This is a genomic window from Streptomyces sp. NPDC006733, from assembly GCF_040636125.1.
In the GTDB taxonomy this organism is placed as follows: domain Bacteria; phylum Actinomycetota; class Actinomycetes; order Streptomycetales; family Streptomycetaceae; genus Actinacidiphila.
Genome location: NZ_JBEYJD010000035.1, coordinates 69,061 through 95,720 on the forward strand (window position 1 = coordinate 69,061; position 26,660 = coordinate 95,720).

25 protein-coding genes are annotated in these 26,660 nt (G+C 74.7%); 16 read left to right on the plus strand and 9 right to left on the minus strand.

Translation table 11 applies throughout. The features are described 5' to 3' along the window. The first annotated feature begins 63 nt into the window (after positions 1–63). On the plus strand, positions 64–528 hold the full coding sequence (locus ABZ721_RS28200) for a MarR family transcriptional regulator (protein WP_358791579.1): 465 nt from the start codon (positions 64–66) through the stop codon (positions 526–528). A 15-nt stretch (positions 529–543) separates the two neighbouring features. On the opposite strand, the gene ABZ721_RS28205 is transcribed toward ABZ721_RS28200, so the two are convergent. The 3 genes from ABZ721_RS28205 to ABZ721_RS28215 form a co-directional block, all read right to left on the minus strand. After that, entirely contained in the window at positions 544–2,754 is a 2,211-nt protein-coding gene (locus ABZ721_RS28205; RefSeq protein WP_358791534.1) for a glycoside hydrolase family 3 N-terminal domain-containing protein, read from the minus strand. 218 nt (positions 2,755–2,972) lie between these two features. Beyond that, complete coding sequence (locus ABZ721_RS28210) at positions 2,973–3,647, minus strand: hypothetical protein (RefSeq protein WP_358791535.1); 675 nt, start codon at positions 3,645–3,647, stop codon at positions 2,973–2,975. 88 nt (positions 3,648–3,735) lie between these two features. After that, positions 3,736–4,326, minus strand: a complete 591-nt coding sequence (locus ABZ721_RS28215; protein WP_358791536.1) for a TIGR03086 family metal-binding protein — start codon at positions 4,324–4,326, stop codon at positions 3,736–3,738. Between the two features lie 146 nt (positions 4,327–4,472). On the opposite strand from ABZ721_RS28215, the gene ABZ721_RS28220 reads away from it, so the two are divergent. Both ABZ721_RS28220 and ABZ721_RS28225 read left to right on the plus strand, forming a co-directional pair. Next, complete coding sequence (locus ABZ721_RS28220) at positions 4,473–5,252, plus strand: GNAT family N-acetyltransferase (protein WP_358791537.1); 780 nt, start codon at positions 4,473–4,475, stop codon at positions 5,250–5,252. A 91-nt stretch (positions 5,253–5,343) separates the two neighbouring features. Then, the gene (locus tag ABZ721_RS28225; RefSeq protein WP_358791538.1) at positions 5,344–6,384 is read left to right on the plus strand and encodes a hypothetical protein; all 1,041 of its coding nucleotides are present in this window, start codon (positions 5,344–5,346) and stop codon (positions 6,382–6,384) included. 206 nt (positions 6,385–6,590) lie between these two features. On the opposite strand, the gene ABZ721_RS28230 is transcribed toward ABZ721_RS28225, so the two are convergent. Beyond that, positions 6,591–7,190 (minus strand): TetR/AcrR family transcriptional regulator, encoded by a 600-nt coding sequence (locus ABZ721_RS28230; protein ID WP_358791539.1) that lies wholly within the window; start codon positions 7,188–7,190, stop codon positions 6,591–6,593. 132 nt (positions 7,191–7,322) lie between these two features. Between ABZ721_RS28230 and ABZ721_RS28235 the strand changes: the two genes are divergently transcribed. From ABZ721_RS28235 to ABZ721_RS28245, 3 genes are all read left to right on the plus strand, one after another. Beyond that, entirely contained in the window at positions 7,323–8,186 is an 864-nt protein-coding gene (locus ABZ721_RS28235) for a class I SAM-dependent methyltransferase (protein WP_358791540.1), read from the plus strand. A gap of 134 nt (positions 8,187–8,320) precedes the next feature. Further along, positions 8,321–9,049, plus strand: a complete 729-nt coding sequence (locus tag ABZ721_RS28240; protein ID WP_358791541.1) for a spermidine synthase — start codon at positions 8,321–8,323, stop codon at positions 9,047–9,049. A gap of 189 nt (positions 9,050–9,238) precedes the next feature. After that, positions 9,239–11,743 carry a discoidin domain-containing protein gene (locus ABZ721_RS28245; protein ID WP_358791542.1) on the plus strand — a complete coding sequence of 835 codons (2,505 nt, stop codon included), beginning with the start codon at positions 9,239–9,241 and terminating at the stop codon, positions 11,741–11,743. 42 nt (positions 11,744–11,785) lie between these two features. Here ABZ721_RS28245 and ABZ721_RS28250 read toward each other — a convergent pair whose 3' ends face one another. After that, positions 11,786–12,748: a helix-turn-helix domain-containing protein gene (locus ABZ721_RS28250; protein WP_358791543.1), complete on the minus strand. Its 963-nt coding sequence runs from the start codon at positions 12,746–12,748 to the stop codon at positions 11,786–11,788. Between the two features lie 208 nt (positions 12,749–12,956). On the opposite strand from ABZ721_RS28250, the gene ABZ721_RS28255 reads away from it, so the two are divergent. Further along, a complete protein-coding gene (locus tag ABZ721_RS28255) occupies positions 12,957–13,436 on the plus strand; it encodes an ATP-binding protein (RefSeq protein ID WP_358791544.1) in 480 nt (159 codons plus the stop codon). Between the two features lie 27 nt (positions 13,437–13,463). Here ABZ721_RS28255 and ABZ721_RS28260 read toward each other — a convergent pair whose 3' ends face one another. Further along, positions 13,464–14,414 carry a helix-turn-helix domain-containing protein gene (locus ABZ721_RS28260; RefSeq protein ID WP_358791545.1) on the minus strand — a complete coding sequence of 317 codons (951 nt, stop codon included), beginning with the start codon at positions 14,412–14,414 and terminating at the stop codon, positions 13,464–13,466. Between the two features lie 208 nt (positions 14,415–14,622). On the opposite strand from ABZ721_RS28260, the gene ABZ721_RS28265 reads away from it, so the two are divergent. After that, entirely contained in the window at positions 14,623–15,090 is a 468-nt protein-coding gene (locus ABZ721_RS28265; protein ID WP_358791546.1) for a DUF2269 family protein, read from the plus strand. Positions 15,091–15,093: 3 nt separating this feature from the next. Next, complete coding sequence (locus ABZ721_RS28270) at positions 15,094–15,378, plus strand: DUF3817 domain-containing protein (protein ID WP_358791547.1); 285 nt, start codon at positions 15,094–15,096, stop codon at positions 15,376–15,378. Between the two features lie 15 nt (positions 15,379–15,393). On the opposite strand, the gene ABZ721_RS28275 is transcribed toward ABZ721_RS28270, so the two are convergent. Continuing rightward, complete coding sequence (locus ABZ721_RS28275; protein ID WP_358791548.1) at positions 15,394–15,915, minus strand: DoxX family membrane protein; 522 nt, start codon at positions 15,913–15,915, stop codon at positions 15,394–15,396. A gap of 137 nt (positions 15,916–16,052) precedes the next feature. Next, the gene (locus tag ABZ721_RS28280) at positions 16,053–16,637 is read right to left on the minus strand and encodes a helix-turn-helix domain-containing protein (RefSeq protein ID WP_358791549.1); all 585 of its coding nucleotides are present in this window, start codon (positions 16,635–16,637) and stop codon (positions 16,053–16,055) included. A gap of 109 nt (positions 16,638–16,746) precedes the next feature. Between ABZ721_RS28280 and ABZ721_RS28285 the strand changes: the two genes are divergently transcribed. Beyond that, positions 16,747–18,192, plus strand: a complete 1,446-nt coding sequence (locus ABZ721_RS28285) for an MFS transporter (protein WP_358791550.1) — start codon at positions 16,747–16,749, stop codon at positions 18,190–18,192. On the opposite strand, the gene ABZ721_RS28290 is transcribed toward ABZ721_RS28285, so the two are convergent. After that, complete coding sequence (locus ABZ721_RS28290) at positions 18,185–19,045, minus strand: UbiA family prenyltransferase (RefSeq protein WP_358791551.1); 861 nt, start codon at positions 19,043–19,045, stop codon at positions 18,185–18,187. The genes ABZ721_RS28285 and ABZ721_RS28290 overlap by 8 nt on opposite strands. 117 nt (positions 19,046–19,162) lie before the next feature. Between ABZ721_RS28290 and ABZ721_RS28295 the strand changes: the two genes are divergently transcribed. The 6 genes from ABZ721_RS28295 (at position 19,163) to ABZ721_RS28320 (ending at position 26,633) form a co-directional block, all read left to right on the plus strand. Beyond that, entirely contained in the window at positions 19,163–20,242 is a 1,080-nt protein-coding gene (locus ABZ721_RS28295; protein WP_358791552.1) for a 3-oxoacyl-[acyl-carrier-protein] synthase III C-terminal domain-containing protein, read from the plus strand. Between the two features lie 13 nt (positions 20,243–20,255). Then, positions 20,256–20,783 (plus strand): isoprenylcysteine carboxyl methyltransferase family protein, encoded by a 528-nt coding sequence (locus ABZ721_RS28300; RefSeq protein ID WP_358791553.1) that lies wholly within the window; start codon positions 20,256–20,258, stop codon positions 20,781–20,783. Continuing rightward, on the plus strand, positions 20,780–21,793 hold the full coding sequence (locus ABZ721_RS28305; RefSeq protein WP_358791554.1) for an NAD(P)/FAD-dependent oxidoreductase: 1,014 nt from the start codon (positions 20,780–20,782) through the stop codon (positions 21,791–21,793). Before ABZ721_RS28300 ends, ABZ721_RS28305 begins: the two co-directional genes overlap by 4 nt. Before the next feature lie 93 nt (positions 21,794–21,886). After that, on the plus strand, positions 21,887–23,293 hold the full coding sequence (gene lpdA, locus ABZ721_RS28310; protein ID WP_358791555.1) for a dihydrolipoyl dehydrogenase: 1,407 nt from the start codon (positions 21,887–21,889) through the stop codon (positions 23,291–23,293). Between the two features lie 69 nt (positions 23,294–23,362). Further along, positions 23,363–23,752, plus strand: a complete 390-nt coding sequence (locus ABZ721_RS28315; protein WP_358791556.1) for a response regulator — start codon at positions 23,363–23,365, stop codon at positions 23,750–23,752. 157 nt (positions 23,753–23,909) lie between these two features. Next, entirely contained in the window at positions 23,910–26,633 is a 2,724-nt protein-coding gene (locus ABZ721_RS28320; protein WP_358791557.1) for a LuxR C-terminal-related transcriptional regulator, read from the plus strand. Positions 26,634–26,660 lie beyond the last annotated feature (27 nt).

The window sequence follows — 26,660 nt, forward strand, 5'->3', positions numbered from 1 at the left end:
GCCATGACGAGACAGGACGCCAGGGCCGGCACGGCAGCGCGCGGGGAATCCACCGGCGAGGACATGGACGACCGGGCGACCCCGGACCGGGTGCGCAGGCTGCCGAGCCGGCTCCTGGCCATGACCGCGACCCACGGCGACCGCCTGGTCAGCGAGGCGCTGGCGACCGAGAGCGCCCGCAAGTGGCACTTCGTGGTGCTGGTCGCCCTCACCGAGGGCGGCCCGGCCAGCCAGTCGACGCTCAGCACCCGCACCGGGATCTTCCGCAGCGACATGGTCGCGGTGATCAACGACCTCGCCGACCGGGGCCTGGTGGAGCGCGCGCCCGACCCCGACGACCGGCGCCGCAACGTCATCACCGCCACCCCGCGGGGCCGCGCGCACCTGCGCCGCCTCGACGAGATCATCGACGCGGCCCAGGACGAGCTGCTCGCCCCGCTGGACGAGGCCGAACGCGGTCAGCTGACCGGCCTGCTGATCCGGCTGCTCGACCACCACACCCGGGCGGCGCCGAACACCGCCCGGTGAGGAGAGGAAGTGCCGTCAGGACGCGAACTGGAACCAGTTCAGATTGACCACGTCACCGGAGCCGCTGGTGGTGAAGGTGACATAAACGGCGTGCACCCCCGTCGCCGCGCCGCTCAGCGCGGTCGTCCTGCTGGTCCAGTTCTGCCACCCGCCCGTGCTGCTCACCGGCACGCTCGCGACCACCGGGCCCGTCGGGCTGTCCAGGCGGTACTGCACCGTGCCGGTGATGCCCGCGCCCGAGGCGAGCCGGGTGGTGACCGAGGCCGCGCCGGCCGTACCGAAGTCGAGACTGCCGTAGTTCAGCCAGTCGCCGGCCGCGATGTACCCGACGTCGGAGCCGCCGCCGGTATCGGTGCACGCCTCGGTCTGCGTGCCCGACTGGGAGACGAACGCCTCGGCCTGCGTCTGCCGGTAGGCGCTCGGCACGGTCGCCGGACCGTAGGTGAGACCGAAGCCGTACGGGTACAGCGCGGGCTTCCCGTCACCGTCGTTGATCGGCTGCTGGCTCGCGGACTGCATCCACGTGTCGGGCAGCTTGCCGGTGGGCGCGTAGTCGCCGAAGAGCACGTCCGAGACGCCGTTGCCCTCGGTCCCCGGCAGCCACGCCTCGACCAGCGCGTTCCAGTCGGGCACCTGGGCGGCGATGTCCAGCGGCCGGCCCGAGACGACGACCACCACCACCGGCACCCCCGCCGCCCGCAGCTTGCCGATCGCGTTCAGGTCGGCGGTGCTCAGGCCCATGGCGCCCGGGCGGTCACCGGCCCCCTCGGCGTAGGGCGTCTCGCCGACGACGGCGACGGCGACCTTGTACGAGCTGTCGATCCCGGTGCCCGCGGCGTTGTAGGTGACGGTGCTGCCGGCGCCCGCCTGGGCGCGGATGCCCTGCAGGATCGTCGTGCCCGGCGTCGTGGCACCGCTCCCGCCCTGCCAGGAGATCGTCCAGCCGCCGCTCTGGTTGCCGATGTTGTCGGCGTTCGAGCCCGCCACGAAGATCTTGTTGTTCGTCTTCGCCAGCGGCAGCACGTTGCCGGCGTTCTTCAGCAGCACCTGCGACTCGCGGACGGCCTGCCGGGCGACGGCCCGGTGCGCCGCGTTCCCGACGGTCGAGGTGTACGTGCGATCGGTCAGCGGGTGCTCGAACAGGCCCAGTTCGAACTTCTTGGTCAGGATCCGGCGGTTCGCGTCGTCGATGCGCGACATGGGCACGCGGCCGGCCTGCACCTCGCCGCGCAGCAGGCTGATGAAGGACTTCCAGGCGGTGGGCACCATGACCATGTCGATCCCGGCGTTGACCGCCTGGGCGACCTCCGCCGCGGTGAAGCCGGCCTGGCCGTCGATCTGGTCGATGCCGTTCCAGTCCGACACGACGAACCCGGAGAAGCCGAGTTCGCCCTTGAGCAGGGTCGTGATCAGGTACTGATTGCCGTGGTCCTTGACCCCGTTCCAGCTGCTGTACGAGATCATGACCGAGCCGACGCCCTTCTGCACCGCGGCCTGGAACGGCGGCAGATGGATCGCCCGCAGCTCGGCCTCGGAGATCTGGGTGTTGCCCTGGTCCGTTCCGTTGCTCGTGCCGCCGTCACCGATGAAGTGCTTCGCCGTCGCGAGCACGGAGGCCGCGCCGCCGAGCGTGCCGCCCTGCAGTCCGGTGACGTAGGTGCTCATGGACGTGGCCAGTTCCGGCTTCTCGCCGAACGACTCGTAGGTGCGGCCCCACCGGTCGTTGCGCGCCACGCACAGGCAGGGCGAGAAGTCCCAGTCGATCCCAGTGCCCGCGACCTCCTCGGCCGTCGCCCGGCCGATCTGCTGCACCAGCGCGGGGTCACGGGTCGCCCCGAGGCCGATGTTGTGCGGGAAGACCGTGGCGCCGACCACGTTGTTGTGGCCGTGCACCGCGTCCACCCCGTAGATCAGCGGGATGCCCAGGCGGCTGGCCACCGACGCGTTCTGGAAGCCGTCGTACATGTTCGCCCAGCTGGTGGCGTTGTTCGGCGACGGGGCCGAACCGCCGCCGGACAGCAGCGAGCCCAGTGCGTAGTCGGTGATGTCGGCGTTGCTGACGCTCGCCCGCTCGGCCTGCGTCATCTGGCCGATCTTCTCGTCCAGCGTCATTTTCGCCAGCACCTGGCTGACGCGCGTCGCGACGGGCAGCGAGGGGTCCGGATAGGGATCGTGCGCCGAGGCCCGCTGCGGAACGGCGAGGATGGTGGCCGCCAGTGCGAACACGACCGCGACCGGAAGCCGGCGACGCAGCCGCGCCGACGTCCCGGACCTGCGTAACCCGCCCATTGCGTACGTCAATTCGGATCTCCTCCAGTGACGACGTGCACCTGGCGGATCGTGGGCCGGCCGCCCGCAACAGAATCGCGGCTGCACGGAACGCGGTCAATGGTTCAGACCTTGAACAGGGGAGCGGAATCCGGCCGTTCCGGGGCCGGAAATTCCTAGGCCCGGTCCAGAAACTCGTAGATCTGCCACGACGTCGAGGTGGCCACGGTGGTGATGAACGACAGGGACTGCAGCGGTTCGACGCCGAGGGCATGGACGGCGCCCAGCCGGCCGGCGTCGAACGTGGCCTGGTCCATCGGGTGGTCGCGGCTGCCCAGGGTCTCGGCGCGGAGCTCCTCCAGCGCTCGCAGCGCGTAGCTGCCGATCGGCAGGTCGTCCTCCACCTCGCCGTCCGACGGCGGGAGCAGCCGGCTCGACGGGATCGACAGGCAGGCGCGCAGGTGGCCGAGCGTGGGCTCCTGGCAGAGCAGGTGCACCGCGTCCGCGTCCAGTGGCGGCTCCCGGCGGACCAGCCGTTCCAGCACCGTGATGCCCAGGACCGCGTACGCACTCGCGTAGCGCCAGACGAGCGCCTCCACCTTGCGCTCGTGCTCCAGGGCGGCTTCGCCGAGTTCGCTCAGTGCGTTCGGGTGGTGCGGGAAGCCCGTCGCACCGACGTACTCCTCGATCGCCTCGGCCGAGTCCGACAGGTGCAGCGCCTGGGACAGCACCAGACTCCGCGCCTCGTCCAGTTCGGCCGTGGCGTGGTGCAGCGAGCGCAGTGCCTGCACCTCGGACCCGCTCAGCCGTGCCAACTTCGGTTCGGCCAAGCGCAGCAACATGAACGTCATGCGGTCCCCCTGCTCGCGTGCTGACGACGACACCGCGGCGCCCGCGCCCCACTCCGGGGGGCGCGGCACCGGCGAACCCCCACCGAGGTCAGCCCGCCGGCGTCCATCCGGGGTCGCGGCCGGTGAACGCGAGCAGCTTCTGTGCGGCGCCGGCCCCCTCGGGAGCCGGCAGAGCGGGCTCGAACTTGTGGAAGTTGTCGCGGATGAAGTCCACGAACAGGTCGGCGATCACCTGCAGCCCCTCGGCGAGGTCGTTCGACAGCGGCAGCTCCTGGCCGGTGGCCCGTGCGATGTCCCAGGCGTGGACCGCGGCGTCCAGCGCCGCCGCCCCGGCCCCCTGCCAGGCGGGGATCGGGCCGAAGGGGGTCGGCACGGCCTCGGCGTCCGGACCGGCGGAGGCCCAGGCGGCGGTCGCCGCGGCCAGCACCTCGTCGAGCTGCCCGACCGGGTCGGCGTCGAGTGCGTCGGCGGGCTCGAAGGGGTCCCCTGACGGGCTCGTGTCGACGATCTGCAGGATGAGTGCCTGCTGGTCCAGCCGTGCGTGGTTGAGCACCTGACGCACCGTCCACTCCGTGCACGGAGTCGGGTTCGCCCAGGCGTCCTGCGGTACGCCGAGCACCACCGCGCGCAGATAGTCGTGCGCCTCGGCGAGCAGCTTGAATCCGTCGACGGAAGTCATGTGGTCCCCTTCGGAGCGATCCGGGATCGGTTCGGGATGCAGGCGATGAATTCAGGATCTTGGGATCGCACCCTAGACCGAGCCGGGCGGGCGTGTCAGGGCATTCTCGGTTGCCGCTTTCGTCCCTCCGGTGATGGAGTGGCCCGATGGATCACGAAGCGGTACTCACCCAGTTCGACCAGCAGATGCGGCGCGACGCACAACCCGACGAGCCCTCGGCCCGGATCGAACGGGTCGGCGACGTGGTGCGGCACGTCGGCGCCGGGAACGACGACTGGAACGGAGTGATCTGGTCCGATCTCCAGGAGGACACCGCGGACGAGGCGATCGCGGAACAGGTCCGGTACTTCACCTCGCTGGGCCGCGAGTTCGAGTGGAAGCTCTACGCCCACGACCGGCCCGGCGATCTCGGCGACCGGCTGCGGGCGGCCGGGTTCACCGCCGAGCCGGCGGAGACCCTGATGGTCGCCCGCGTCGACGAGCTCTCCACCGACGTCACGCTGCCGGAGAGCGTCCACGTCCGCGCGGTCACCGACCCGGCCGGTGTGGACCTCGCGGCGGACGTCCACGAGGAGGCGTTCGGCACGAGCGCCGACCGGCTGCGCCACCGCCTGCACTCCCAGCTGACCGCACGGCCGGAGACCTTCAGCATGGTCCTGGCGATGGCCGGCGACGTGCCGGTGTCCGCCGCGCGGATGGAACTGAACCCGGGCACCGACTTCGCCGGCCTCTGGGGCGGGGGCACGGTGGCCGCCTGGCGGGGCCGGGGCATCTACCGTGCGCTGGTCGCCCACCGGGCCCGCATTGCCGCCGAGCTCGGCTACCCCTACCTGCAGGTCGACGCCTCCGACCAGAGCAGCCCGATCCTGCGCCGCCTGGGCTTCGCCGCCCTGAGCACCACGACGCCGTACGTGTACCAGCCCTGACGTCGTCCGGCGCGCGAGTCCGCGCACCGTGCTTATGGTGAGTCGTCAGCTGAGTCAGCTGCGTCGGATGCCTCGGATCGGAGAGCGACTGATGGTGCGCAGGACCAGGATCGCCGGATGTGCCGCCGCGTCCGCGGCGGCGCTGCTGCTCGCCGCCGGGCCCGCCCCGTCGGCCTCCGCCACGGACACCCCGACGCGATCGGAGCGGGCACGGTCGGAGCGGGCACAGTCGGAGCCGACACGGTCGGCCCTGGCACGGTCGAACCCCTCCGCCGTCCGGCTCGACGCGTTCTGGAGTGCGGCCCGGATGGCGCAGGCCCTGCCCGGCGGGCCGGGCAGCGGCCCGGCGGCCGACGCCGCGCCCCGGGTCCTGGCCCCCGCCGAGGACGGGCCCCGGCCGGGCGAGACGATCCCGCCCAGCCACAGCTTCGACGGCATCCCCCAGGCCGGCACCTTCTTCTGGACCGACGCGACCGGCTCCGGGCGCACCTGCAGCGGATCCGTGGTGCTCGCTCCCGGCCGGGACCTGGCGCTCAGCGCCGGGCACTGCCTGAAGGGCTACTCCGGCACCGCCCCCCGGCGGAACCTGGCCTTCGTGCCGCAGTACCACGACGGGCTCAAGCCCTTCGGTGTCTTCCCCGTCAGGGGCAACGGCGTCTACGTCCCCCAGCGGTACTACGACCTGGGCGAGCACGCGGGAGCCGCGTACGACGTCGCCTTCGCCGTCACCGACCCCAACCAGGACGGGATCCGGCTGCAGGACGCCGTCGGGGGCGTGCGGCTGCTCACCGGGTCCGGGTACGACCACGACCCGGTGCGGATGATCGGGTATCCGGCGGGGGCGGCGAAGCCGCTGGAGTGCACCAGCAGGACCACCCGGTGGGACGGCGACGATCCGGCCGACCCGGGCACGTTCTCGCGCATCGCGTGCGACGCGTTCGTGGGCGGGACCAGCGGCGGGCCGATGCTCGTCCCGTGGCCGGGCGGCTGGGCGGTGGTCGGGGTCATCGGCGGCTACCACACCGGCGGCAACACCCCCAAGGTCTCCTACAGCGCCCCCTTCGGCGCCGCCGTGCAGAGCCTGTACCGCGCCGCCGCCACCGACGCCCCGCCCGCCGGCCCGGCCGCCTAGCCCGTCGCTCCGGCGCGAGGCCGGCGCTTCAACGCCTCAGCGCCTCAACGCGGGAAGCGTCCGGCACAGGGCCTCGGGGAACTCCGGGGCCATCCGCCGGATCCCCGCGCATCCGGCCGGCGCCGTCCCGCGCCCGTTGCCGGTCATCCTGCCACGCACGGGACGGCGGCGGCCCGGGCACCCGGCAGGGCCCGGGCGTGGTGCCGTCAGGCGTGGGGCGACGGCCCGCCGAGGAGCACCGCGACCAGGCGCTCCGCCTGCTCCCGCGCGTCCGGAGCGTCGGCGGGGGCGGTCATCAGGAGGTGGTGGACGGTGCCGACCAGGGCGAGCGCGACCGCGGGCGCGTCGGTGCCGGCCGCGAGCCGGCCCAGGCGCTCCTCGGCTTCCAGGTAGTCGGCGATCGAGCCCTGGATCGTGGCGAACCCCGGCGCACCGGCCTCCAGCGCCCGGCGGATCAGCAGGGACGCGGCGGGGCGGGTGACGGCGAGGCCGGCGACCGTGGGCCCCGCGGAGGTCAGCAGCGCCAGGGCGACGGCGACCAGGTTCTCCGCCACCGTCCGCCGGCCGACCACCGCGGGCAGTTCTCCGGCCTGCCGCGCGGTGCGCGCGAACCGGTCGAGGACGAGCTCGGCGACGAACTCGTCCAGGCCCGCGAAGTGGGCGTGCAGCATCCCCTTGGCGCAGCCCGCCTCGCCGGTGATCGCCCGGCTGGTCAGGGCGGCCGGCCCCTCCCGCGCCAGGACCTGCTCCGCGGCGGTGAACAGCCGTTGGCGGATGTCCGGGATGGCCACTCCACGCGGTGACATCAGGCTTCTCCTCCGAACGTCGCAACTCCCCCGGGTCCGGCGGGGGTTGCCAGTATGGGCACGCGCCCATACTGTTTGGGCACTTGCCCATACTAGCCGTGGCAAGCCCCCGCGACCCGCCGGAGGTCCGCAGTGCAGCACATCGTCAACACCGAACAGGCCGAGGCATGGAACGGGTACGAGGGCACGCACTGGGCCCGCAACCAGGAGCGCTGGGACGCCGTGAACGCCGGCTTCGACGCACCGCTGCTCTCCGCGGCCGCTATCGGCGCGCGCCACCGGGTGCTGGACGTCGGCTGCGGAGCCGGCAGCACGACCCGGCAGGCGGCACGCCGGGCGCCGGGCGGCCGGGCTGTGGGCCTGGACCTGTCGGCGCCGATGCTGGACCGGGCCCGGGAGTCGGCGCGGCGCGAGGGCCTGGTCAACGCCGTCTTCGAGCAGGGCGACGCGCAGGTGCACGCCTTCGAGCCCGCCACGTTCGACGCGGTGATCAGCCGCTTCGGAGTGATGTTCTTCGCCGACCCCCGCGCCGCCTTCGCCAACCTCGCGCACGCGCTGCGGCCGGGCGGCCGCCTGGCGTTCGTCTGCGGTGCGGACGCCGAGGGCAACGAGTGGCTGCGGGCGATCACGCAGTTGCGCGCGTTCCTGCCCCTCGGAACGTTCGGTGCGCCGGAGGGATCGGGGGCACCGGCAGGGCCGGGCATGTTCTCGCTGGCGGACCCGGACACCACCCGCGCCCTGCTGTCGGCCGCCGGATTCGAGCACATCACCTTGACGCGCGTGGCGGCGTACGGGAGCTGGGGCACGGACGCGGACGAGGCGGCCGACTTCCTGCTGGGCTCCGGTCCCGGACGGCACCTGACGGAGCAGGTCTCCGCCGAACAGCGCGCCGCCGCCCGCCGCGCCCTCACCGACACCCTGCGCGCCCACGAGGAGAACGGCGCGGTCCGGTTGCGCGGCACCGGCTGGCTGGTCACCGCCGACCGCCCGCACTGAGCGCCGGACAGCGGGGTGGAGCGGGCGCGACAGGCGGCACAGGGCGGGCGCACTCCGTGAAATAGTGGGCGTTTCGGACCCGCCGGGACGCCTCCGTGTCGGGGCGGGTCCGGTGGGACGAGAAGGGTGGACCGATGAGCGCGCGTTTCGAGGAGCTCGACTGGCGGCCGACGCCGATGGGCGACATCAGTCTGCGGCGGCGGCGCGATCCCGTGTCCGGCGACGAGGTGTACGAGGTGAAGCTCGGCGACGAGTTCCTGATGTCCAGCCTCTTCACCGCGGGCGAGATCGCGCTCACCCGGCTCGGACTCGCGCAACTGCCGGACACCGAAGCGGACGTCGACGTCGTCGTCGGCGGACTCGGCCTCGGCTACACCGCGCAGGCGGCGCTCGACGACCCGCGGGTGTGCTCCCTCGTCGTGGTCGACACCCTGGGCGAGGTGATCGACTGGCACCGGCGCGGCCTGGTCCCCCTGGGCGCCGGCCTGTCCGCCGATCCCCGCTGCCGCCTCGTCCAGGGCGACTTCTTCGCCATGGCAGGCGACGCCACCGGGTTCGATCCGCAGACCCCCGGCCGCCGGTTCCACGCCATCCTGCTGGACGTCGACCACTCGCCGCGCCATGTGCTGCACCCGCGCCACGCGGCGCTCTACCAGCCCGCGGGACTGCGCGCCCTGGCCGAACGCCTGCACCCCGGCGGCGTCTTCGCGCTGTGGTCGAACGACCCGCCGGACGAGGAGTTCGGCTCCGTCCTCGCCCAGGTCTTCGACCGGACGCGGTCCCACGTCGTCGACTTCGACAATCCGCTGCAGGAGGCAACGGCGACCAACACGGTCTACGTGGCGAGCACCGCGCCGCAGTAGCCCCCGGGGCGGCCCTCGGCCGGACGCCGGCCGGAAAGACCGTGCGGGGGGCCTCTTTACAGTCGCGCTCCTTGCTGGCACGGTCTTCTTGGCCATCGCCGGGTTCAATTGGGGGGCACGGCGGGCGCCAACGTGTCTGGGGGGACCGTTGTGCCGTTTCTGTCGTCGCGTTTTCCGTGGCTGCTCCGCATGCGCTCACGCTGGCTCGTCCTGAGCTCGCTCGGCGCGGTCCTCGCCGCGTTCGTGCCGTTCCTGGCGGCGGGCGGACCTGCCGCCGCCGACGGCCGGCCGGCCGTCCCCGTCGTGGACGGCACGGCGCCGCCGCCCGCCCCGCACCACGGCGTCGCGCCCGCGTCCGCCATGCGGCCGCTCGCCCCGGTCCTGTCCCGGGCCGGCTGGACGGCGGCCGCGAGTGACGAGGAGACCGTCGGGGAGGACGGGCGGGCGGTCAACGTCCTGGACGGGAACCCCGGCACGCTGTGGCACAGCAAGTGGACGGCGCCGGCCACCCCGCTGCCGCACAGCCTCACCATCGACATGCACCGCACGGCGGTGGTGTCCGCGCTGGTCTACCGGCCGCGGAGCAACGGCCCCAACGGCCGGGTCGGCGTCTACGCCATCGCGCTCAGCGCGGACGGGGTGACGTGGACACCGCCGGTGGCCACCGGCACGCTGCCGGACGACAGCACCGTCAAAACGCTGAACTTCGCGGCCCAGGGGACCCGGTTCGTGCGGCTGACCGCCACCACGGAGGCCGGGAACCGCGGCCCGTGGACGTCGGCGGCCGAGATCGACCTGCTGGGCGATCCCGGCCTGCCCGCCTCCGTCGTCGAACTCCCCGTCACCGGCTGGACCGCGACGGCCAGCGACGAGGAGACGGCCGCGGAGAACAACCGGGCCGGCAACGTCCTGGACGGCGACGCCACCACCCTGTGGCACAGCAAGTGGTCCGGCACGCCCACTGCCCTGCCGCACTCCATCACCCTGGACATGCACGCCGACCAGCGAATATCGGCGCTCAGTTACACCCCGCGCGTCTCCGGGGCCAACGGCCGGATCGGGGCCTACTCGATTGCCGCCAGCCTCGACGGGGTCACCTTCGGCGCCCCGCTGGCCACCGGGACGTGGAAGGACGACGACACGGTCAAGAGCGCCACCTTCACCGCGCCGACCACCGCCCGGTTCGTGCGCCTGACCGCCACCACCGAGGCCGGAGGCCGCGGACCGTGGTCCTCCGCGGCGGAGATCCGGCTCAGCGGCCCCGCCGACCCGGCCGTCGCCGGGCTGTGGAGCCCGGTCACCGGCTTCCCGCTCGTGCCCGTGGCCACCGCACTGCTGCCCAACAACAAGCTGCTCGCCTGGTCGGCGTACGCCATCGACCGCTTCGGCGGCAGCAACGGCTACACCCAGACCGCCATCATGGACCTCACCACCGGCCAGGTCACCCAGCGGCGCGTCGACAACACCGGTCACGACATGTTCTGCCCCGGCATCGCGATGCTCGCCGACGGCCGGGTGCTGGTCACCGGCGGCAGCAACGCCGCCCGCGCCAGCATCTACGACCCGCGCACCGACGCCTGGACCGCGGCCTCGGACATGAACATCCCGCGCGGCTACCAGGCCATGACGCTGCTCTCCAACGGTGACGCCTTCGTCCTCGGCGGGTCGTGGAGCGGCGGCCAGGGCGGCAAGGACGGCGAGGTGTGGTCGGCCGCGACCGGGACCTGGCGCAAACTGCCGGGCGTACCGGTCACGACCACCATGACCGCGGACCCGGCCGGGCCCTACCGGGCCGACAACCACCAGTGGCTCTACGGCACGTCCAACGGCCGGGTGCTCCAGCTCGGGCCCAGCAAGCAGCTCAACTGGATCGACACCACCGGCGCCGGCTCCATCACCCCGGCCGGCGTGCGCGCCGACAGCGCGGACGCGATGAACGGCAACGCGGTCGCCTACGACATCGGCAAGCTGCTGACGCTCGGCGGCGGCACGGCGTACCAGGACGTCAACGCCACCAACCGCGCCTACACCGTCGGCCTCACCGCCGGCGCGCAGCCGGTCAGCACCCGCACCGGCGACATGGCCTTCGCCCGCGCCTTCAGCAACAGCGTCGTGATGCCGGACGGCAAGGTCGCCGTCTTCGGTGGCCAGTCCCGGCCCGTGCCCTTCTCCGACGCCACCTCGGCGATGACACCGGAGATCTGGAACCCGGCCACCGGCACCTTCACCCGCATGGCCACCATGGCCGTGCCGCGCAACTACCACAGCGTCGCCAACCTGCTCCCCGACGGCCGGATCTTCTCCGGCGGCGGCGGGCTGTGCGGCGACTGCGCCACCAACCACTTCGACGGGGCGATCTTCACCCCGCCGTACCTGCTCAACCCCGACGGCACGCAGCGGCCGCGACCCGCCATCACCAACACGCCGCCCACGAGCGCCGGTTACGGCACCACGCTGACCGTCACGACGAGCACGCCGGTCACGGCCTTCTCCCTCGTCCGCACCGGAGCGGCGACCCACTCCACCGACAACGACCAGCGGCGGGTGCCGCTCGCCTTCCGCCAGGTGTCGACCGGGGTCTACGAGCTGACCGTCCCCACCGACCCGGGCACGGCACTGCCGGGCACGTACCTGCTGTTCGCCCTCGACGCCGCCGGGGTGCCCAGCGTCGCGAAGACGCTCACCGTCGGGTGACGGCGACGGACGCGGCCACGGCCGCCGCCGGTTCGGCGGCGGCTACAGCCAGCCGCGCTTGGCCGCCTGCAGGCCGGCCTGGAAGCGGGTCTTCGCGTCCAGGGCCTCCAGCAGGTGGGCCACCCGGCGGGTCATCGTCCGCTGCGTGATGCCGAGCGCGCGCGTGATCGTGGCGTCCTTCATGCCGGCCGCCAGCATGGACAGCAACTCCTGGTCGGCGGGCGCCAGTTGGCCCGCCGCCCCCTTCTTGTCGACGGCCAGTGGAGTGGCGCGTTCCCACAGCAGGTCGAAGCAGGTGACCAGCGCCGTCAGCAGCGGGGAGGGGTGCACGAACAGGGCGGCCATCGACTCGGTCGCCTCGAAGTTCAGCGGGATCATCGCGGCCCGCCGGTCCGCGATGAGCATCTTCATCCGCACCGCCGGCAGGCTCCTGGCCTGCTCGCCGGCGTCGATGCAGTCCTGCACGAAGGGCATGCGCCCCTCCAGCGACACCGAGTCGTAGATCACCCGGCAGCTGATCCCGCGGCGCAGCAGCTCGAACTCGATCGGGTTGAACGTCGGGCTGCTGAAGTACGGCGGGCAGTCGATGACCTGCATCTCCTCCTCCGAGCCCAGCTGCATCTGCTCGACGCGGTTCAGCTGCGCCTCGCGGCCCTCGACCAGCTCCACCAGCTCGCTGGGGTGGTTCGCACCCTCACCTTTCAGCCGCAGCGCGAGCGCGCGCACGTGCGCGCGCAGCTCCTCCAGCTCCCGCTCCCGGCGGGAGGCGAGGGAGCCGACGGCCGCCTCGGGCGGGGAGGCGACGTAGCGCACGGGTGAGCCGGTCAGCCGCGTGATGAGACCGGCGTCCGCCAGCCGGGCCAGGGCCGGCCGCAGCCGGGCCGCGGTCGACCCGTCCAGGACGGCCAGCTGCGCGGCGGTGCTGCGCGGCGCGGAGAGAAGGTGCAGGTAGAGGGCGCTTTCGACCTCGCCGAGCCCCACTGGCGCCAGGAAACCGTCCGCCACCGGACCCCCAAATGGGTGCGTCTACTTATGGTCAATGTCTACTATCCGGCATTCCCCTCGAGAAGGGGCCGGTTTACGGTGGGTTTCGGCCAATCCGTTCGATCCACTGGATCGGCCTCCCCCGCGGCAGCACTCCTCCACGGCCCCGCTCGGCCTACGGACACTTTCGACCCGGGTTCGATGCCGCCCCACCGGAAGGATCCGCGCTGTGCCGGTCTCCATCCAGTCCCAGCTCCGCCAACACATCTTCACGGTGCCCACCGTCGCGCTGTCGGTGCCGACCGCCCGGCGCCGCGCGCGAGCGCACTTCGCCGGGTGGGAGCTGGACGTGGAGCACCCCGTGGTGGAGACGGCCCTGTTCGTCCTGACCGAGCTGCTGACCAACAGCGTCGAACACACCGCGCACCGCTCACCGACCGCCGACGTCGTGCTGGCGCTCGGCCCGCGCAGCCTCATCGTCGCCGTGCACGACCGCCACCCGCACTGCCCGCGCCCGACGCCCGCCCCGCACGCCGACGGCAGCGGCGGCTGGGGGCTGCGCCTGGTGGCGGACCTCGCCGCGGAGGTCCGCGGCAGCACGCACACCTACACCGACGCCGACGACCAGGGCAAGACGCTGCTGGTCCGGCTGCCCCGCCCCGACCGCACGCCGCCGTGCGCGCACGACGGGTTCCCGTACTCCGCGTAGCGCCTCACGCGTACTGCGCGTAGCGCCTCACGCGGCCGAGCGGCGGAACGAGGACCGGTAGGCGTACGGGGTCACCCCGACGACGCGCTTGAACCGCTCGCGGAACGCGGTCGGCGACCCGAAACCCGCCTGCGCGGCGATCCGCTCGACCGCGTGGTCGGTGGTCTCCAGCAGGAACTGCGCCCGGCGCACCCGCGCGCGCAGCAGCCACTGCAGCGGTGTGGTGCCGGTCTGCTCCCGGAACCGCCGGCTGAAGGTCCGCTCGCTCATCCCGCCGCGCGCGGCCAGGGCGTCGAGTGTGATGTCCTGGCCGAGGTTGTCCTCGATCCAGGCGAGCACCGGTTCCAGCAGCGATCCGCGCGCCACCGGCGGCTGCGCGTGGACGATGAACTGCGCCTGGCCGCCCTCCCGCTCCAGCGGCACGACCGCCATCCGGGCGGCGTCGGCCGCCACCGCCGAGCCCAGGTCACGGCGGATCATGTACAGGCACAGGTCCAGGCCGGCCGCCGCGCCGGCGGAGGTGAGGAACTGGCCGTTGTCGACGTACAGGACGTCGGGCCGCACCTCGACGCGGGGGAAGCGCTCGGCGAACCGCTCCGCCGCCACCCAGTGCGTCGTCGCCCGCAGCCCGTCCAGCAGGCCCGTCGCGGCCAGGATGAACGCGCCGCTGCAGATCGAGGCGATGCGGGTGCCGGCGGCGGCCGCTGCGCGCAGCGCGTCGAGCACCTCCGGCGCCGGCGGCGGGGCGCCCTCCGCGCATCCCGCCACGATGATCGTGTCCGCCTCCGCCAGCGCCTCCAGGCCCCAGGGCACGCGCAGCGCGAACGTCTCGGTGGCCACTTCCGGTGCGGCGCCGCACACCCGCACGCGGTAGGGGCGGCGCCCGTCGGGCAGCCGGGTGCGCCCGAACGCCTCGATGGGCGTCGCCATGTCGAACGGCACCACGTGATCCAGGACGAGGACTGCGACCGTGTGCATGCGCCACACGATAGGTGAGTTCCCGCCAGAGGAGAACCTGCCTCCTCACGACGTCTTCTCCGCGGCAGTGGGCATGTCGGGCGAGTGGCGAGAACCCGTTGGCAATTGTCGTTCCAGCCACTGGGAGGGCCTCGGCCGGCCGCCTAGCGTGGGGTGCCGCCGCCCCGTCCGGGCACCTCGACCCCGCAACCGAAAGCGCACCCGCCACGTGACGAAATTCCTGCTCGCCGTCCATGTCCTGGCCGCCATCGTCGCGATCGGCCCCGTCACGGTCGCCGCCAGCATGCTGCCCGCGGCGGCCCGCCGCGCCCAGGCCGCGGCCCCGGACGCGTCCTCCCTCGCCACGGTCCGGCTGCTGCACCGCATCTGCCGCGTCTACGCCGTGATCGCGGTGACGGTCCCGGTCTTCGGGTTCGCCACCGCGAGCAGCCTCGGCGTCCTCGGGGACGCCTGGCTCATCGCCTCCATCGTGCTCACGGCGGTGGCCGCGGCGGTCCTGGCACTGCTGGTCCTGCCGCGCCAGGACGCCCTGCTGACCCGGCTCGACGCCGGCTCCCCGCCCGTCGAGCGCGCCGCGACCGCGCGGCTGGCGATGCTCACCGGAATCTTCAACCTGCTCTGGGCGACCGTCACCGTCCTGATGATCATCCGGCCCGGATCCACCACAGGCGCCTGAACCATGCACCGCACCCGCCGGCCGCTGCGCGTCTGCGCCGCCGTCGAACTGGCCTCCCTGCTCGTCCTGCTGGCCAACCTCGCGACGGCGCACCTGCCCGCGATCTCCTCGTTGGCCGGTCCCGTCCACGGTTGCGCCTACCTGTTCGCGATCATCGCCGTCGCGCGCGATCCGGACGGCACCGCGCGCACCACCGCAGTGGCGCTGATCCCCGGCGTCGGCGGCCTCCTCGCCCTGCGCCGCCTGACCGCCCGGCCCGCGCGGCCGGCGGACGGGGTCGCGCCCTGAGACCGCGCCGGCGCCCTACTCCTCCTCGGCGTCCTCCTGGGCCCTGGCCCGCTTCGTGACCACGGCGGCCGCCGCCACCGCGCTGCCCACGAAGGCCGCCGCGACCATCCACGGCCGGTCGAACCGGTGGCCGGTGGCGTGGTCCAGGGCATAGCGGCCCGCTCCGGCCAGGCCCACGGTGGCCGCAGTGAACCCGAGGAACGCGGGGTACTCGAAGCCGCCGCCCTGCGCGAAGAACCCGGCCGGCGCGTGCACCGCCACCGCTCCCGCCATCGCGCCGGCCGCTGCCGCGCCGGCCGCGGGGGTGGCCAGGCCCAGCACCAGCAGCGCCCCGCCGCCCGCCTCGCCGAGACCGGCGGCGAGCGCGCTCTGCCGGCCGGGGGTGAACCCCATGTGCTCCATCGCCTCCCCGGTCGCCTCCAGGCCGCCCCCGCCGAACCAGCCGAACAGCTTCTGCGTCCCGTGGGCGATCAGCACCGCCCCCGTGCCGACCCGCAGGGTCAGCAGGCCGAGGTCCCGACGGTTGATGCACGTCATCACTGTCTCCAGAGGAATCGCGGCGCCCGAACGGCTACGGGCAGATGCCTCCACTGTCCGTGCCCCGCGCCGCATCCGCGCCCCGGCCGTGGGCCATCCGGGCATCGGACCGGCGCACCACCGCACCGCCCGGCCCGTCACGCGCTGGGCTTCGCGCGCACGTGCATGCGCTCCCCCTGCCGCCCGAAGAGGCTGAGGACCTCGACGGGGCGCCCGTCCGCGCTGCCGAACCAGTGGGGCAGACGGGTGTCCCACTCGGCGACCTCGCCGGGGCCGAGGACCAGATCGTGCTCGGCCAGGACCAGCCGCAGCCGCCCGTCCAGCACGTACAGCCACTCGTAGCCCTCGTGCGTCCGCAGATCCGGCTCGCTGCCCCGGTCCTTGATGATCATCTTGTATGCCTGCGGCCCGCCCGGGGTCCGGGACAGCGCGATGGCCGTGCCGCCGTGCGGCAGCGCACGGGGCGTCAGCCGCACCCGGGGGTCGCCCACCTCGGGGGCGCCGACCATCTCGTCGAGGGCCACCCGGTACGCGGCGGCCAGCGGCAGCAGCAGTTCCAGGGTGGGCCGGCGCTGGCCGGACTCCAGCCGGGACAGGGTGCTCCTGGAGATGCCCGTCGCGTCGGCCAGCGCGGCCAGGGTCAGGCCGTGCTCGGCGCGCAGGCGCCTGAGCCGGGGGGCGACCTCGTCGAGGACCGCTTGGTGGGGCGACGGAGTGTCCATGCGGGCATTCCACCGCCCCGTCCCGGAAATGGCAACAGGAGTTGCCGCTCCCGACCGCCGGGCCCACCCTCCTCGGCATGAACCCCACCACAGCAGAACGGAGTTCCCGATGACGACCATCAACGCGGGGCGGGACGCGGCGGCGGCCGGAGCCACGGAACCGGCCCCGTCGGTCCGCTGGGCGCTGGCCGGCCTCTCGCTGTCCATGCTGCTGTCCTCGCTCGGCACCAGCGTCGCCAACGTCGCCCTGCCGACGCTGGCGCACGCCTTCACCGCCTCCTTCCAGCAGGTCCAGTGGATCGTCCTGGCGTACCTGCTGGCCATCACCACGGTGATCGTCAGCGTCGGGCGACTCGGCGACCTGCTGGGCCGCCGCCGGCTGCTCCTGGCCGGCATCGCGCTGTTCACGGCGGCCTCGGTGCTGTGCGGGCTCGCGCCCACGCTCTGGACCCTGATCGCCGCCCGGGCGGCGCAGGGTCTGGGGGCGGCCGTGATGATGGCGCTGACCATGGCGTTCGTCGGCGAGACGGTGCCCAGGGCACGCACCGGCAGCGCCATGGGGCTGCTCGGGACGATGTCCGCGGTGGGCACCGCGCTCGGCCCGTCGCTGGGCGGCGCCCTGATCGCCGGACCCGGCTGGCGGGCGGTCTTCCTCGTCAACGCGCCCCTGGGCGTCCTGGCGTTCCTCCTCGCCCGCCGCCACCTGCCCGCCGACCGGCAGCGACCCGGCGCCGAGCGCCCCGCCTTCGACCGGATCGGCACGCTGCTGCTCGCCCTGGCGCTCGCGGCCTACGCGCTCGCCATGACCTGGGGACACGGGAGCTTCGGCCCGCTCAACGCGGCCCTGCTGGGGGCGGCGGCCGTCGGGGCGGGACTGTTCGTGCGCGCGGAGCGCACGGCGCCCTCGCCGCTGATCCGCCTGACGGTGTTCCGCGATCCCGCGCTGAGCGCGAGCCTGGCCATGAGCACGCTCGTGTCGACGGTCATGATGGCAACGCTGGTGGTCGGGCCGTTCTACCTCGCCCGGGCGCTCGGCCTGCGGGAGGCCCTGGTCGGGCTGGTGCTGTCCGCCGGTCCGCTGGTCGCCGCGGTGAGCGGTGTGCCGGCCGGACGCGTCGCGGACCGCTTCGGCGCCCCCCGGATGACGGTCGTGGGCCTGGCCGCGATGGCGGTCGGTGCGGCGGCCCTGTCGCTGACCCCGGCCTCCCTCGGCGTCGCCGGCTACCTCGCCCCCATCGTCGTCGTCACCGCCGGCTACGCGGTGTTCCAGACCGCCAACAACACCACCGTCATGGCCGAGGTGCCGCCGGACCGGCGGGGCGTCGTCTCCGGCATGCTCAACCTCTCGCGCAACCTCGGCCTGATCACCGGCGCGTCCGTCATGGGTGCCGTGTTCGCGCTCGCGGCGGCGACGAGCGACCTGACCACGGCGGGGCCCGACGCCGTGGCCACCGGCATGCGCGTCACGTTCGCGGTGGCGGCGGCCCTGATCGTCGTCGCGCTGGGCATCGCGGCGGGCGGCCGCACGCTCGCCCGCCGCCCGCGGGTCAGGTGATCGCCGCGCCGCGGCCCACGAGCAGGGCCACGTCCAGCGCCGCCACCGCGACGGCGGCGGCGAAGGCCGCCCCCTGCCGGCGCCGCCCCGCCACCGACCCGGTCACCGCGAGCAGGGCGGCGCCGGCCAGCGCCGCCGCGCCGCCGGGGCCGGGCGGTCCGGGCGGTCCGAGGACCAGCACGGCGGTCGCGGCCACCAGCGGCAGCGGGAGCAGCCGCCGGGTGGCGGACGCGCCCAGCCGCTGCGGCCACCCCCGCACCCCGAGCGCGAGGTCCCCGCCGATGTCCGGCAGGACGTCGCCCAGATGGGCGCCGACGCCCAGCAGCGCCCCCGCGCAGACGATCCACCAGGCGGGCCACGGGTGGCCCGGCAGGGCGAGGGCCACGAACGCCGGCAGGCTCGCGAAGCCGAGCGCGTAGGGCAACCAGGACCACGCCGTCGACTTCAGGCGCAGGTCGTAGCCCCACGCCGCGCCGACCCCCGCCAGGTGGGCGGCGCCCGCGAGCGGGCCGCAGGCCAGCGACAGCGGGACGCACAGCACCAGAGCCGACCACGCGGCCGTCCACACCGCCCCGCTCCGGACGGCGCCCGCGGCGACCGGCTTGTCCGAGCGGCCGGCGGCGAGGTCGCGGCGCGCGTCGAACGCGTCGTTGCACCAGCCCACCGACAGCTGCCCGGCCAGCACGGCCGCGGTGATCAGCGCCGTGCGGGCGACGGTGTGGCCCGCGGCCCCGGCCAGCACGGCCACCAGCACCGTGACGGCCGCCGCCGGTCCGGGGTGGCAGGAGCGCGCCAGCGCCCACGGCGCAGCCCACGCCGCGCCTCCGGCGGTCGGCTCCTCGGGGACGGCCACGGGCCGATCCTAGGCACATCCGGTCGTGTCGCAGCGTGTCCGCACGGTCACCCGGTGTTGAATTGCCCGTCCCGGGTGAAGTTCCCGAGCGGGGAGCGCCCCCACGTCGGGAGTCCCATGACCCGTATCGCAGCCGTTCACGGCGCCCTGGCGCCCCATCGCCACGCGCAGGCCGAGATCACCGACATAGTGGCGCGCACCTGCCTGCCCCCGGGCGCGGACCGCCGGGTGCTCGACCGGCTGCACCAGGCCGCCCGGGTCCGTTCGCGGCACATGACGCTGCCGCTCGACCGGTACGCGGAACTCGACGGGTTCGGCGCCGCCAACGACGCCTTCATCACCGGGGCCACCGCCCTGGGCTCGCAGGTGATCCGCGGGGCGCTGCGCACGGCGGGGCTGGCCCCCTCCGACGTCGACCTGCTGGTGTTCACCTCCGTCACCGGGATCGCCGCCCCCTCGATCGACGCCCGGCTCGCCGGGCGGCTCGGCCTGCGCGAGGACGTCAAACGCCTGCCGCTGTTCGGCCTCGGCTGCGTGGGCGGAGCGGCCGGGCTGGCCCGGGTGCACGACTACCTGCTGGGCCACCCCGACCACGTCGCGGTGCTGCTGTCGGTCGAGCTGTGCTCACTGACCTTCCAGCGCGCCGACGACTCCCCGGCGAACCTGGTGGCCTCGGCCCTGTTCGGCGACGGCGCCGCCGCCGTCGTGGCCTGCGGCGCCGCCCGCGCCGCCGAGCCGTCCGCCGCGGCGCCCACCCCCGGCGGGCCGACCGTCGTGGCGACGCGCGGCCGGCTGTACCCCGACACCGGCCACGTCATGGGCTGGAACATCACCGACTCCGGTTTCCGGGTGGTGCTGGATCCGGCCGTCCCCGACGTGGTGCGCCGCTACCTCGCCGACGACGTCACGGAGTTCCTGAGCGAGCACGGCCTGAAACCGAAGGACGTCGCCACCTGGGTGTGCCACCCGGGCGGGCCGAGGGTCCTGGAGGCGGTGTCGGAGAGCCTCGAACTGCGGGAGGGCGCGCTGGACGTGACGTGGCGGCACCTGGCCGACGTCGGCAACCTCTCCTCGTCGTCGGTGCTGCACGTGCTGCGCGACACCTGGGCCGAGCGCCGCCCGCCGGCGGGCGCGCCGGGACTGCTGCTGGCGATGGGGCCCGGTTTCTGCTGCGAACTGGTGCTGCTGCGCTGGTAGGTCGGAGGACGTCATGATCTGGTACGCACTGCTGGTGGCGGCGGTGGCCGCCGAGCGGGTCGGCGAACTCGTCGTCGCCCGGCGCAACGAGCGCTGGAGCACGGCCCGGGGAGCGGTCGTGGCGGGCCAGGGGCACTACCCGGCCATGGTCGTCCTGCACACCGCGCTGCTCGCGGGGTGCCTGCTGGAGACCGGGCTCGCCCACCGCGCCTTCCTCCCGGCCCTCGGAGGGCCCATGCTCGGCGTGCTGCTCGCCGCGCAGGGCCTGCGCTGGTGGTGCATCAGCACCCTGGGGCCGCGCTGGAACACGCGCGTGATCGTCGTCCCCGGCATGCCGCTGGTCACCGGCGGCCCCTACCGGTGGCTGCGCCACCCCAACTACGTCGCCGTCGTCGCCGAGGGTCTCGCGCTGCCCCTGGTGCACACCGCCTGGATCACCGCCGTCGTCTTCACCGCTCTGAACGCCGCCCTGCTCGCCGTCCGCGTCCGCTGCGAGAACGCGGCCCTGGCCGGAGCCGCGGGACCGGTCGCGGCGGCGTGATCGACGTCCTGGTGGCCGGCGGGGGCCCGGCGGGGCTGGCCGCCGCCGTGCACGCCGCCCTCGCCGGGATGCGGGCCGTCGTCGTGGAACCGCGGACCGCTCCCGTGGACAAGGCCTGCGGGGAGGGCGTCATGCCCGGCGGGGTCGCCGCCCTGCGGGCGCTGGGCATCGACGTCGCGGGGCGCGAACTGCGGGGCATCCGCTACCTCGACGCCACTCGGCGCGCCGAGGCCCGCTTCCGCGACGGCACCGGGCTGGGGGTCCGCCGCACGGCCCTGCACGCGGCACTGCACCGCCGCGCCGGGGAGCTCGGCGTGGAGATGGTGACCGGCAGGGTCTGCGACGTGCGCCAGTCGGCGGACCGCGTGAGTGCCGCGGGCCTGACGGCACGCTGGCTGATCGCCGCCGACGGCCTGCACTCCCCCGTCCGCCGCGGCCTGGGGCTGGCGCTCCCGGACCGCGGGCCGGCACGGTACGGGCTGCGCCGGCACTACCGGGTGCCCCCGTGGACCGACCTCGTCGAGGTGCACTGGTCCGCCCATGGCGAGGCCTACGTGACGCCGGTCGCCGACGACCTGGTGGGGGTGGCCGTCCTGAGCCGGGTCCGGCGCGGGTACGACGACCACCTCGCCGCCTTCCCGGCGCTGCTGGCCGGGCTGCGGGGCGCGGCCGTGACCCCGGTGCGCGGCGCCGGCCCGCTGCGCCAGCGGGTCAGGGCCCGCGTCGCCGGGCGGGTCCTGCTCGTCGGCGACGCGGCGGGGTACACCGACGCCCTCACCGGGGAGGGCATCGCGCACGGGCTGCGCGGCGCCGAGGCCGCGGTGCGGTGCCTGCTGGACGGCCGGCCGGAGCGGTACGAGGCGGAGTGGGCGCGCCTGACGCGGCGCCACCGCCTGCTGACCGGAGCGCTCCTGACGGCCGCCGGCCGGCCCCGCACCGCCCGGCTCGTCGTCCCGGCCGCGTCCCGGCTGCCCGCCGTCTTCGCGGCCGCGGTGCACGCGCTGCGCTGACCCGTCCGGGGCCCGGCGCCCCTCCGTGTGACAGACCGCACCCTCGCCCGGTTGCCCGCTCGGATCGGGTCGCGGATGTCTAGGGTGAGGATCATGAGTACACACTTTGACGTCGTGGTCCTCGGTGCGGGTCCCGGCGGGTACACCGCCGCGGTCCGCGCGACCCAGCTCGGGCTCCGGGCGGCCGTCATCGAGGAGAAGTACTGGGGCGGGGTGTGCCTGAACGTGGGCTGCATCCCGTCGAAGGCGCTGCTGCGCAACGCCGAGCTGGCGCACATCTTCACCCAGGAGGCGAAGACCTTCGGGATCCGCGTCGAGGGCACGGTCAGCTTCGACTACCGCGAGGCGTACCTGCGCAGCCGCAAGGTCGCCGACGGCCGCGTCGCGGGCGTGCACTACCTCATGAAGAAGAACAAGATCACCGAGTACGACGGGCGGGGCACCTTCACCGACGACCGCACCCTGCGGGTCGCGCTGCAGGACGGCGGCACCGAGACGGTCACCTTCGACCACTGCGTCATCGCGACCGGGGCCACGACGCGACTGCTGCCGGGCACCTCGCTCAGCCAGCGGGTCGTGACCTACGAGGAGCAGATCCTCACCGACTCGCTGCCGGAGAGCATCATCATCGCCGGGGCCGGCGCGATCGGCGTCGAGTTCGCGTACGTGCTGCACAACTACGGGGTGAAGGTCACGATCGTCGAGTTCCTCGACCGTGTCGTGCCGCTGGAGGACGCCGAGGTCTCCGCCGAACTCGCCAAGCGCTACCGGCGGCTGGGCATCGAGGTCCTCACCTCCACCCGGGTGGAGTCCATCGACGACAGCGACCCGGCGGCCAAGGTGCGGGTCACCGTCACGCGCGACGGGCAGCAGCAGGTCCTGGAGGCCGACAAGGTGCTGCAGGCGATCGGCTTCGCGCCGCGCGTGACCGGCTACGGCCTGGAGGCCACCGGGGTGCGGCTGACCGAGCGCGGCGCGATCGAGGTGGACGCCCGAGGCCGCACCAGCGTGCCGCACATCTTCGCGATCGGTGACGTCACCGCGAAGCTGATGCTGGCGCACGCGGCGGAGTCGATGGGGATCGTCGCCGTCGAGACCATCGCCGACGCCGAGACCATGGAACTCGACTTCACGATGATCCCGCGCGCCACCTACTGCCAGCCGCAGATCGCCAGCTTCGGCTGGACCGAGGCCCAGGCCCGCGAGAAGGGCTTCGACGTCAACGTGGTGAAGTTCCCCTTCACCGCGAACGGCAAGGCCCACGGTCTCGGCGACCCGGCCGGCTTCGTGAAGGTCATCAGCGACCGGACCCACGGAGAGCTGCTCGGCGCGCACCTGATCGGCCCGGAGGTCACCGAACTGCTGCCGGAGCTGACCCTGGCCCAGCAGTGGGACCTGACGGTCCACGAGGTGGCGCGCAACGTGCACGCCCACCCGACGCTGGGCGAGGCGGTCAAGGAGGCCGTCCACGGCCTGGCCGGACACATGATCAACTTCTGACGGCACCGGCGGCGGGGCGCCGCCGCGCTCCGCGCGCTTCGCCGCCGGGTGCCGCACGATGAGAACGTGATGACCGTACTGCTCATGGAGCACGACAGCGACACGTCCAGTGGCATGCGGTCGGCGATCCACGCCAACCGGCACTTCCGCGTCATCGCGCACGGGACCGACCACGCCACCGTGCTGGCGCTGGCGCGGACCCTGCTGACCGATGTGGTGGTCATCGACGCCCGGCTCGACGGCGTCGACCCGCTCGCCCTCTGCCAGGAGCTGCGCGCCCTCACCCCGCCGCCGGCGGTCGTGATCGTCGCCGCCCAGCTCGCCGGCGCCGAGCCCGCCCACCACCTCGCCGCACGGGGCTCGGTGCATCTGCTGCGCGGCTCCGAGCCGCGCGACGTCGTGCACGCCCTGCGGGCGATCGGAACCCGCCGCAGCCTCTGCTATCCCGACGCCCTGTGAGCCGGACCTCCCCGACCCGAGCAGGGAAAACCCTCGTTCTTCGCCGCACGGCCACCCCCGGCGGCCCACCGTCTTGACGCACGCCGGCGGCGGACCGAGACTGACGCCGCCGTCCGCCAGGACGAGGGCCGTCGGCCGGAGGGAAGGGCTGGGGACGATGACGCAGCACGGTCCGGTGGGCCTCGGCCCGGTCCTGGCCGAAGTGGAGGCCGGGCTGGCGGCGGGCACCCCCGCCGTCCTGTGGGGGGTCCGGGGGTCCGGCCGGACGGCCGCGCTGGACGCCCTCGCCGACGCCGCCACCGGGCGCGGCGAGCGGACCCTGCGGCTGCCCCTGCGGGAGAACGGCGTCCCGGCCCCGTACGGCGCGCTCACCGACCTCCTCACCGCGATGGACCCGCTGGACCTCCTCCTCCCCGCCGGACCGCTCCAGTCGGCGGTCGACGTCCTGCTGCGCCGCCGCGCCCTCCCGCCGCAGGGCCCGGATCCGGTGGCGGTCCGCCTCGCGCTCGGGCAGGTGCTGGCCCGGACGTCCGGGGCGCTCCTGCTGATCGACGACGTCCAGTGGACGGATCACGACAGCGCCCGGGCGCTGGCCCACGTCCTGCCGTCGCTGCCGCCCGGCACGCTGCGCGTGGCCGTCACCCGGCGCTGCGCGACGCCGCCCGGGGCGCCGGAGGTGGCCGGGCCGCGGACGGTGCCGTACGAACTCGCGCCACTGGACGTCGACCAGGTGGCGCACCTGCTCGAACGCCGCGCGCTGCCCGGCCGCTGGGCGGCGCGCGTGCACGCGATGTCCGGCGGCAACCCCGGCCTGGCCCTGGCGGTCGCCCGCGAACTGCGGGACACCCCACCGGGCCCGGCCTCCGCCGGCACGTCCTGCCCGCCGCAGGCCGCCGCGTCCTGGCTGGCCGCCCTGCCGGCGCCGGTCACCGCCACCCTGCTGACGGCGGCGCTGGCCGTCGACCCGTCGGCGGCGGTGCTGCGCCGGGCCGGGTGCGAGCGGGTGGACGCGGACCTGGCGCTGGCCGCCGAGGCCGGCATCGTGACCCTGGGGCCGGAGGGCTCCCTCGCCTTCCGCGGCGCCGTGCTGCGCGACGCCGTGCGCGCACGGGCACCCGGCGGCGCGCAGGCCGCCGCCCATCGCGCGCTGGCGGCGGCGGTCGAGGACCCGGTGGAGGCGGTCTGGCACCGCGCCCTGGCAGCGGACGGCTTCGACGCCGCGCTGGCCGCCGAGATCGGGGCCGCGGCCGCGGACGCCCGCCGCGCGGGCCAGCGGTCCTGGGCGGGTGAGCTGGAGCTGCTCGCCGCCCGGCGCACCCCGCCGGCCGAGCGGGCCGGGCGCCTGGCGCGGCTGGCCGCGGCGACGACCGATGCCGCGGCCGCCGGGCGCAGCGATCTGGCCGGCCGGGTGGCCGCGGCGGTCCGGGTGAACCGGGGCAGCCCGGCCGAGGTGATCGCCGCGCTGCTGGCGGTGGTGGACTCCGCCGGCCAGGCCATGGCGGAGATGGACCAGGTGCTGACCCGGGCCGCGGGCGCCGCGCAGGGGCATCCGTCCCTGATGGCCGCCGTGGAGATGCGGGTCGCGGTGAAGGCGAACGTGTGCGAGGGCCGTCCGGACAGGGCCCGCGCCGCCGCCGCGCGCGCCGCCGAACTGGGCCGCCGGGGCCGGGACCGGGCCTGCGAGGCCGCCGCGCTGACGATGCGGGCCCGGATGGAGCGCATCCTCGACGACCCGGCCGCCGAGGACACCCTGCGGGACGCGCTCGCTCTGGACGTCCCCGTCGACGTGCTGGGGGTGAGCTCCAGCCCGCAGTACCTGGCGGCGCGTCACGCCGTCTTCGACGACCGGCTGCCGGAGGCGCGGGCGCGACTGCTCGACCTGCTCGGCGTCGCCGAACGGCACGGCGTGGCCGCGGATCTGGAGGAGGTGCTGCGCAGCCTGGCCGAGGTGGACGCCCGGGCCGGTTCCTGCGCGCAGGCGCTGCGGTGGAGCGAGCGGGCGAGCGCGGTGTGCGCGGCCTCCGGGCTGTCGCCCGGCCCGGTCTGGTACACCGCCGCCCTGGCGGAGACCGCCGGGGGCAGCTTCACCCGGGCCGCCGAGTTCGCGGCGCGCGCGGCACGGACCTCGCACGAGGAACACGACATGGTCTTCGCGTCCCGCAGCCTCCTCGCGCTCGGCACGGTCCAGCTGGTCACCGGCAGCGCCGCCGAGGCGGCCCGCACCCTGGCGCGGGTCGCCGAACTGGAGCGGCAGCAGCAGGTGGCCGACCCGCGGATCCTGCGCTGGCGGCCGGAGCTGGTCGAGGCGCTGGCGGCCGGCGGCCGGCTCGACGAGGCCGAGGAGCAGGCGGCCGAGGCCGCCCGGATCACCGCCGCCCACCCCGGCACCGGAGCGTTCGCGGGCCTGCAGCGGGCCCGGGCCCAGTGCGCCGCGCGCCGCGGCGACCTCGACACCGCGGCCGGGCTGCTGCGGGAGGCCGCGGAGCGGTTCGGGTGCCTGCGGCTGCCGCTCGAGGAGGGACGGACCCGGGTGGCGCTGGGCCTGCTCGAACGCACCCGGCGCCGGCCGGCCGCGGCGCGCACCGCCTGGACCGGTGCGGCGGGCCTGTTCCAGCAGGCCCAGGCGCGGCCCTGGACCGCGCTGACGCAGAACCTGCTGGCCCGCCTGGAGGGACCGCGCAGCGCCCCCGGGACGGCTTCCCCGGAGCTCACGGACGCCGAGCGGCGGCTCGCCCTCCTGGTCGTGCAGGGTCTGACCAACCACGACGCGGCGGCGACCTTGTTCATCTCCGTCAAGACCGTCGAGTCGACCCTCAGCCGCGTCTACCGCAAGCTCGGCATCCGCTCCCGCACCCAGCTCGCCGCGGTGCTGCGCACCTGACCCCCGGACCGCCCGCCCCGCCGGGAG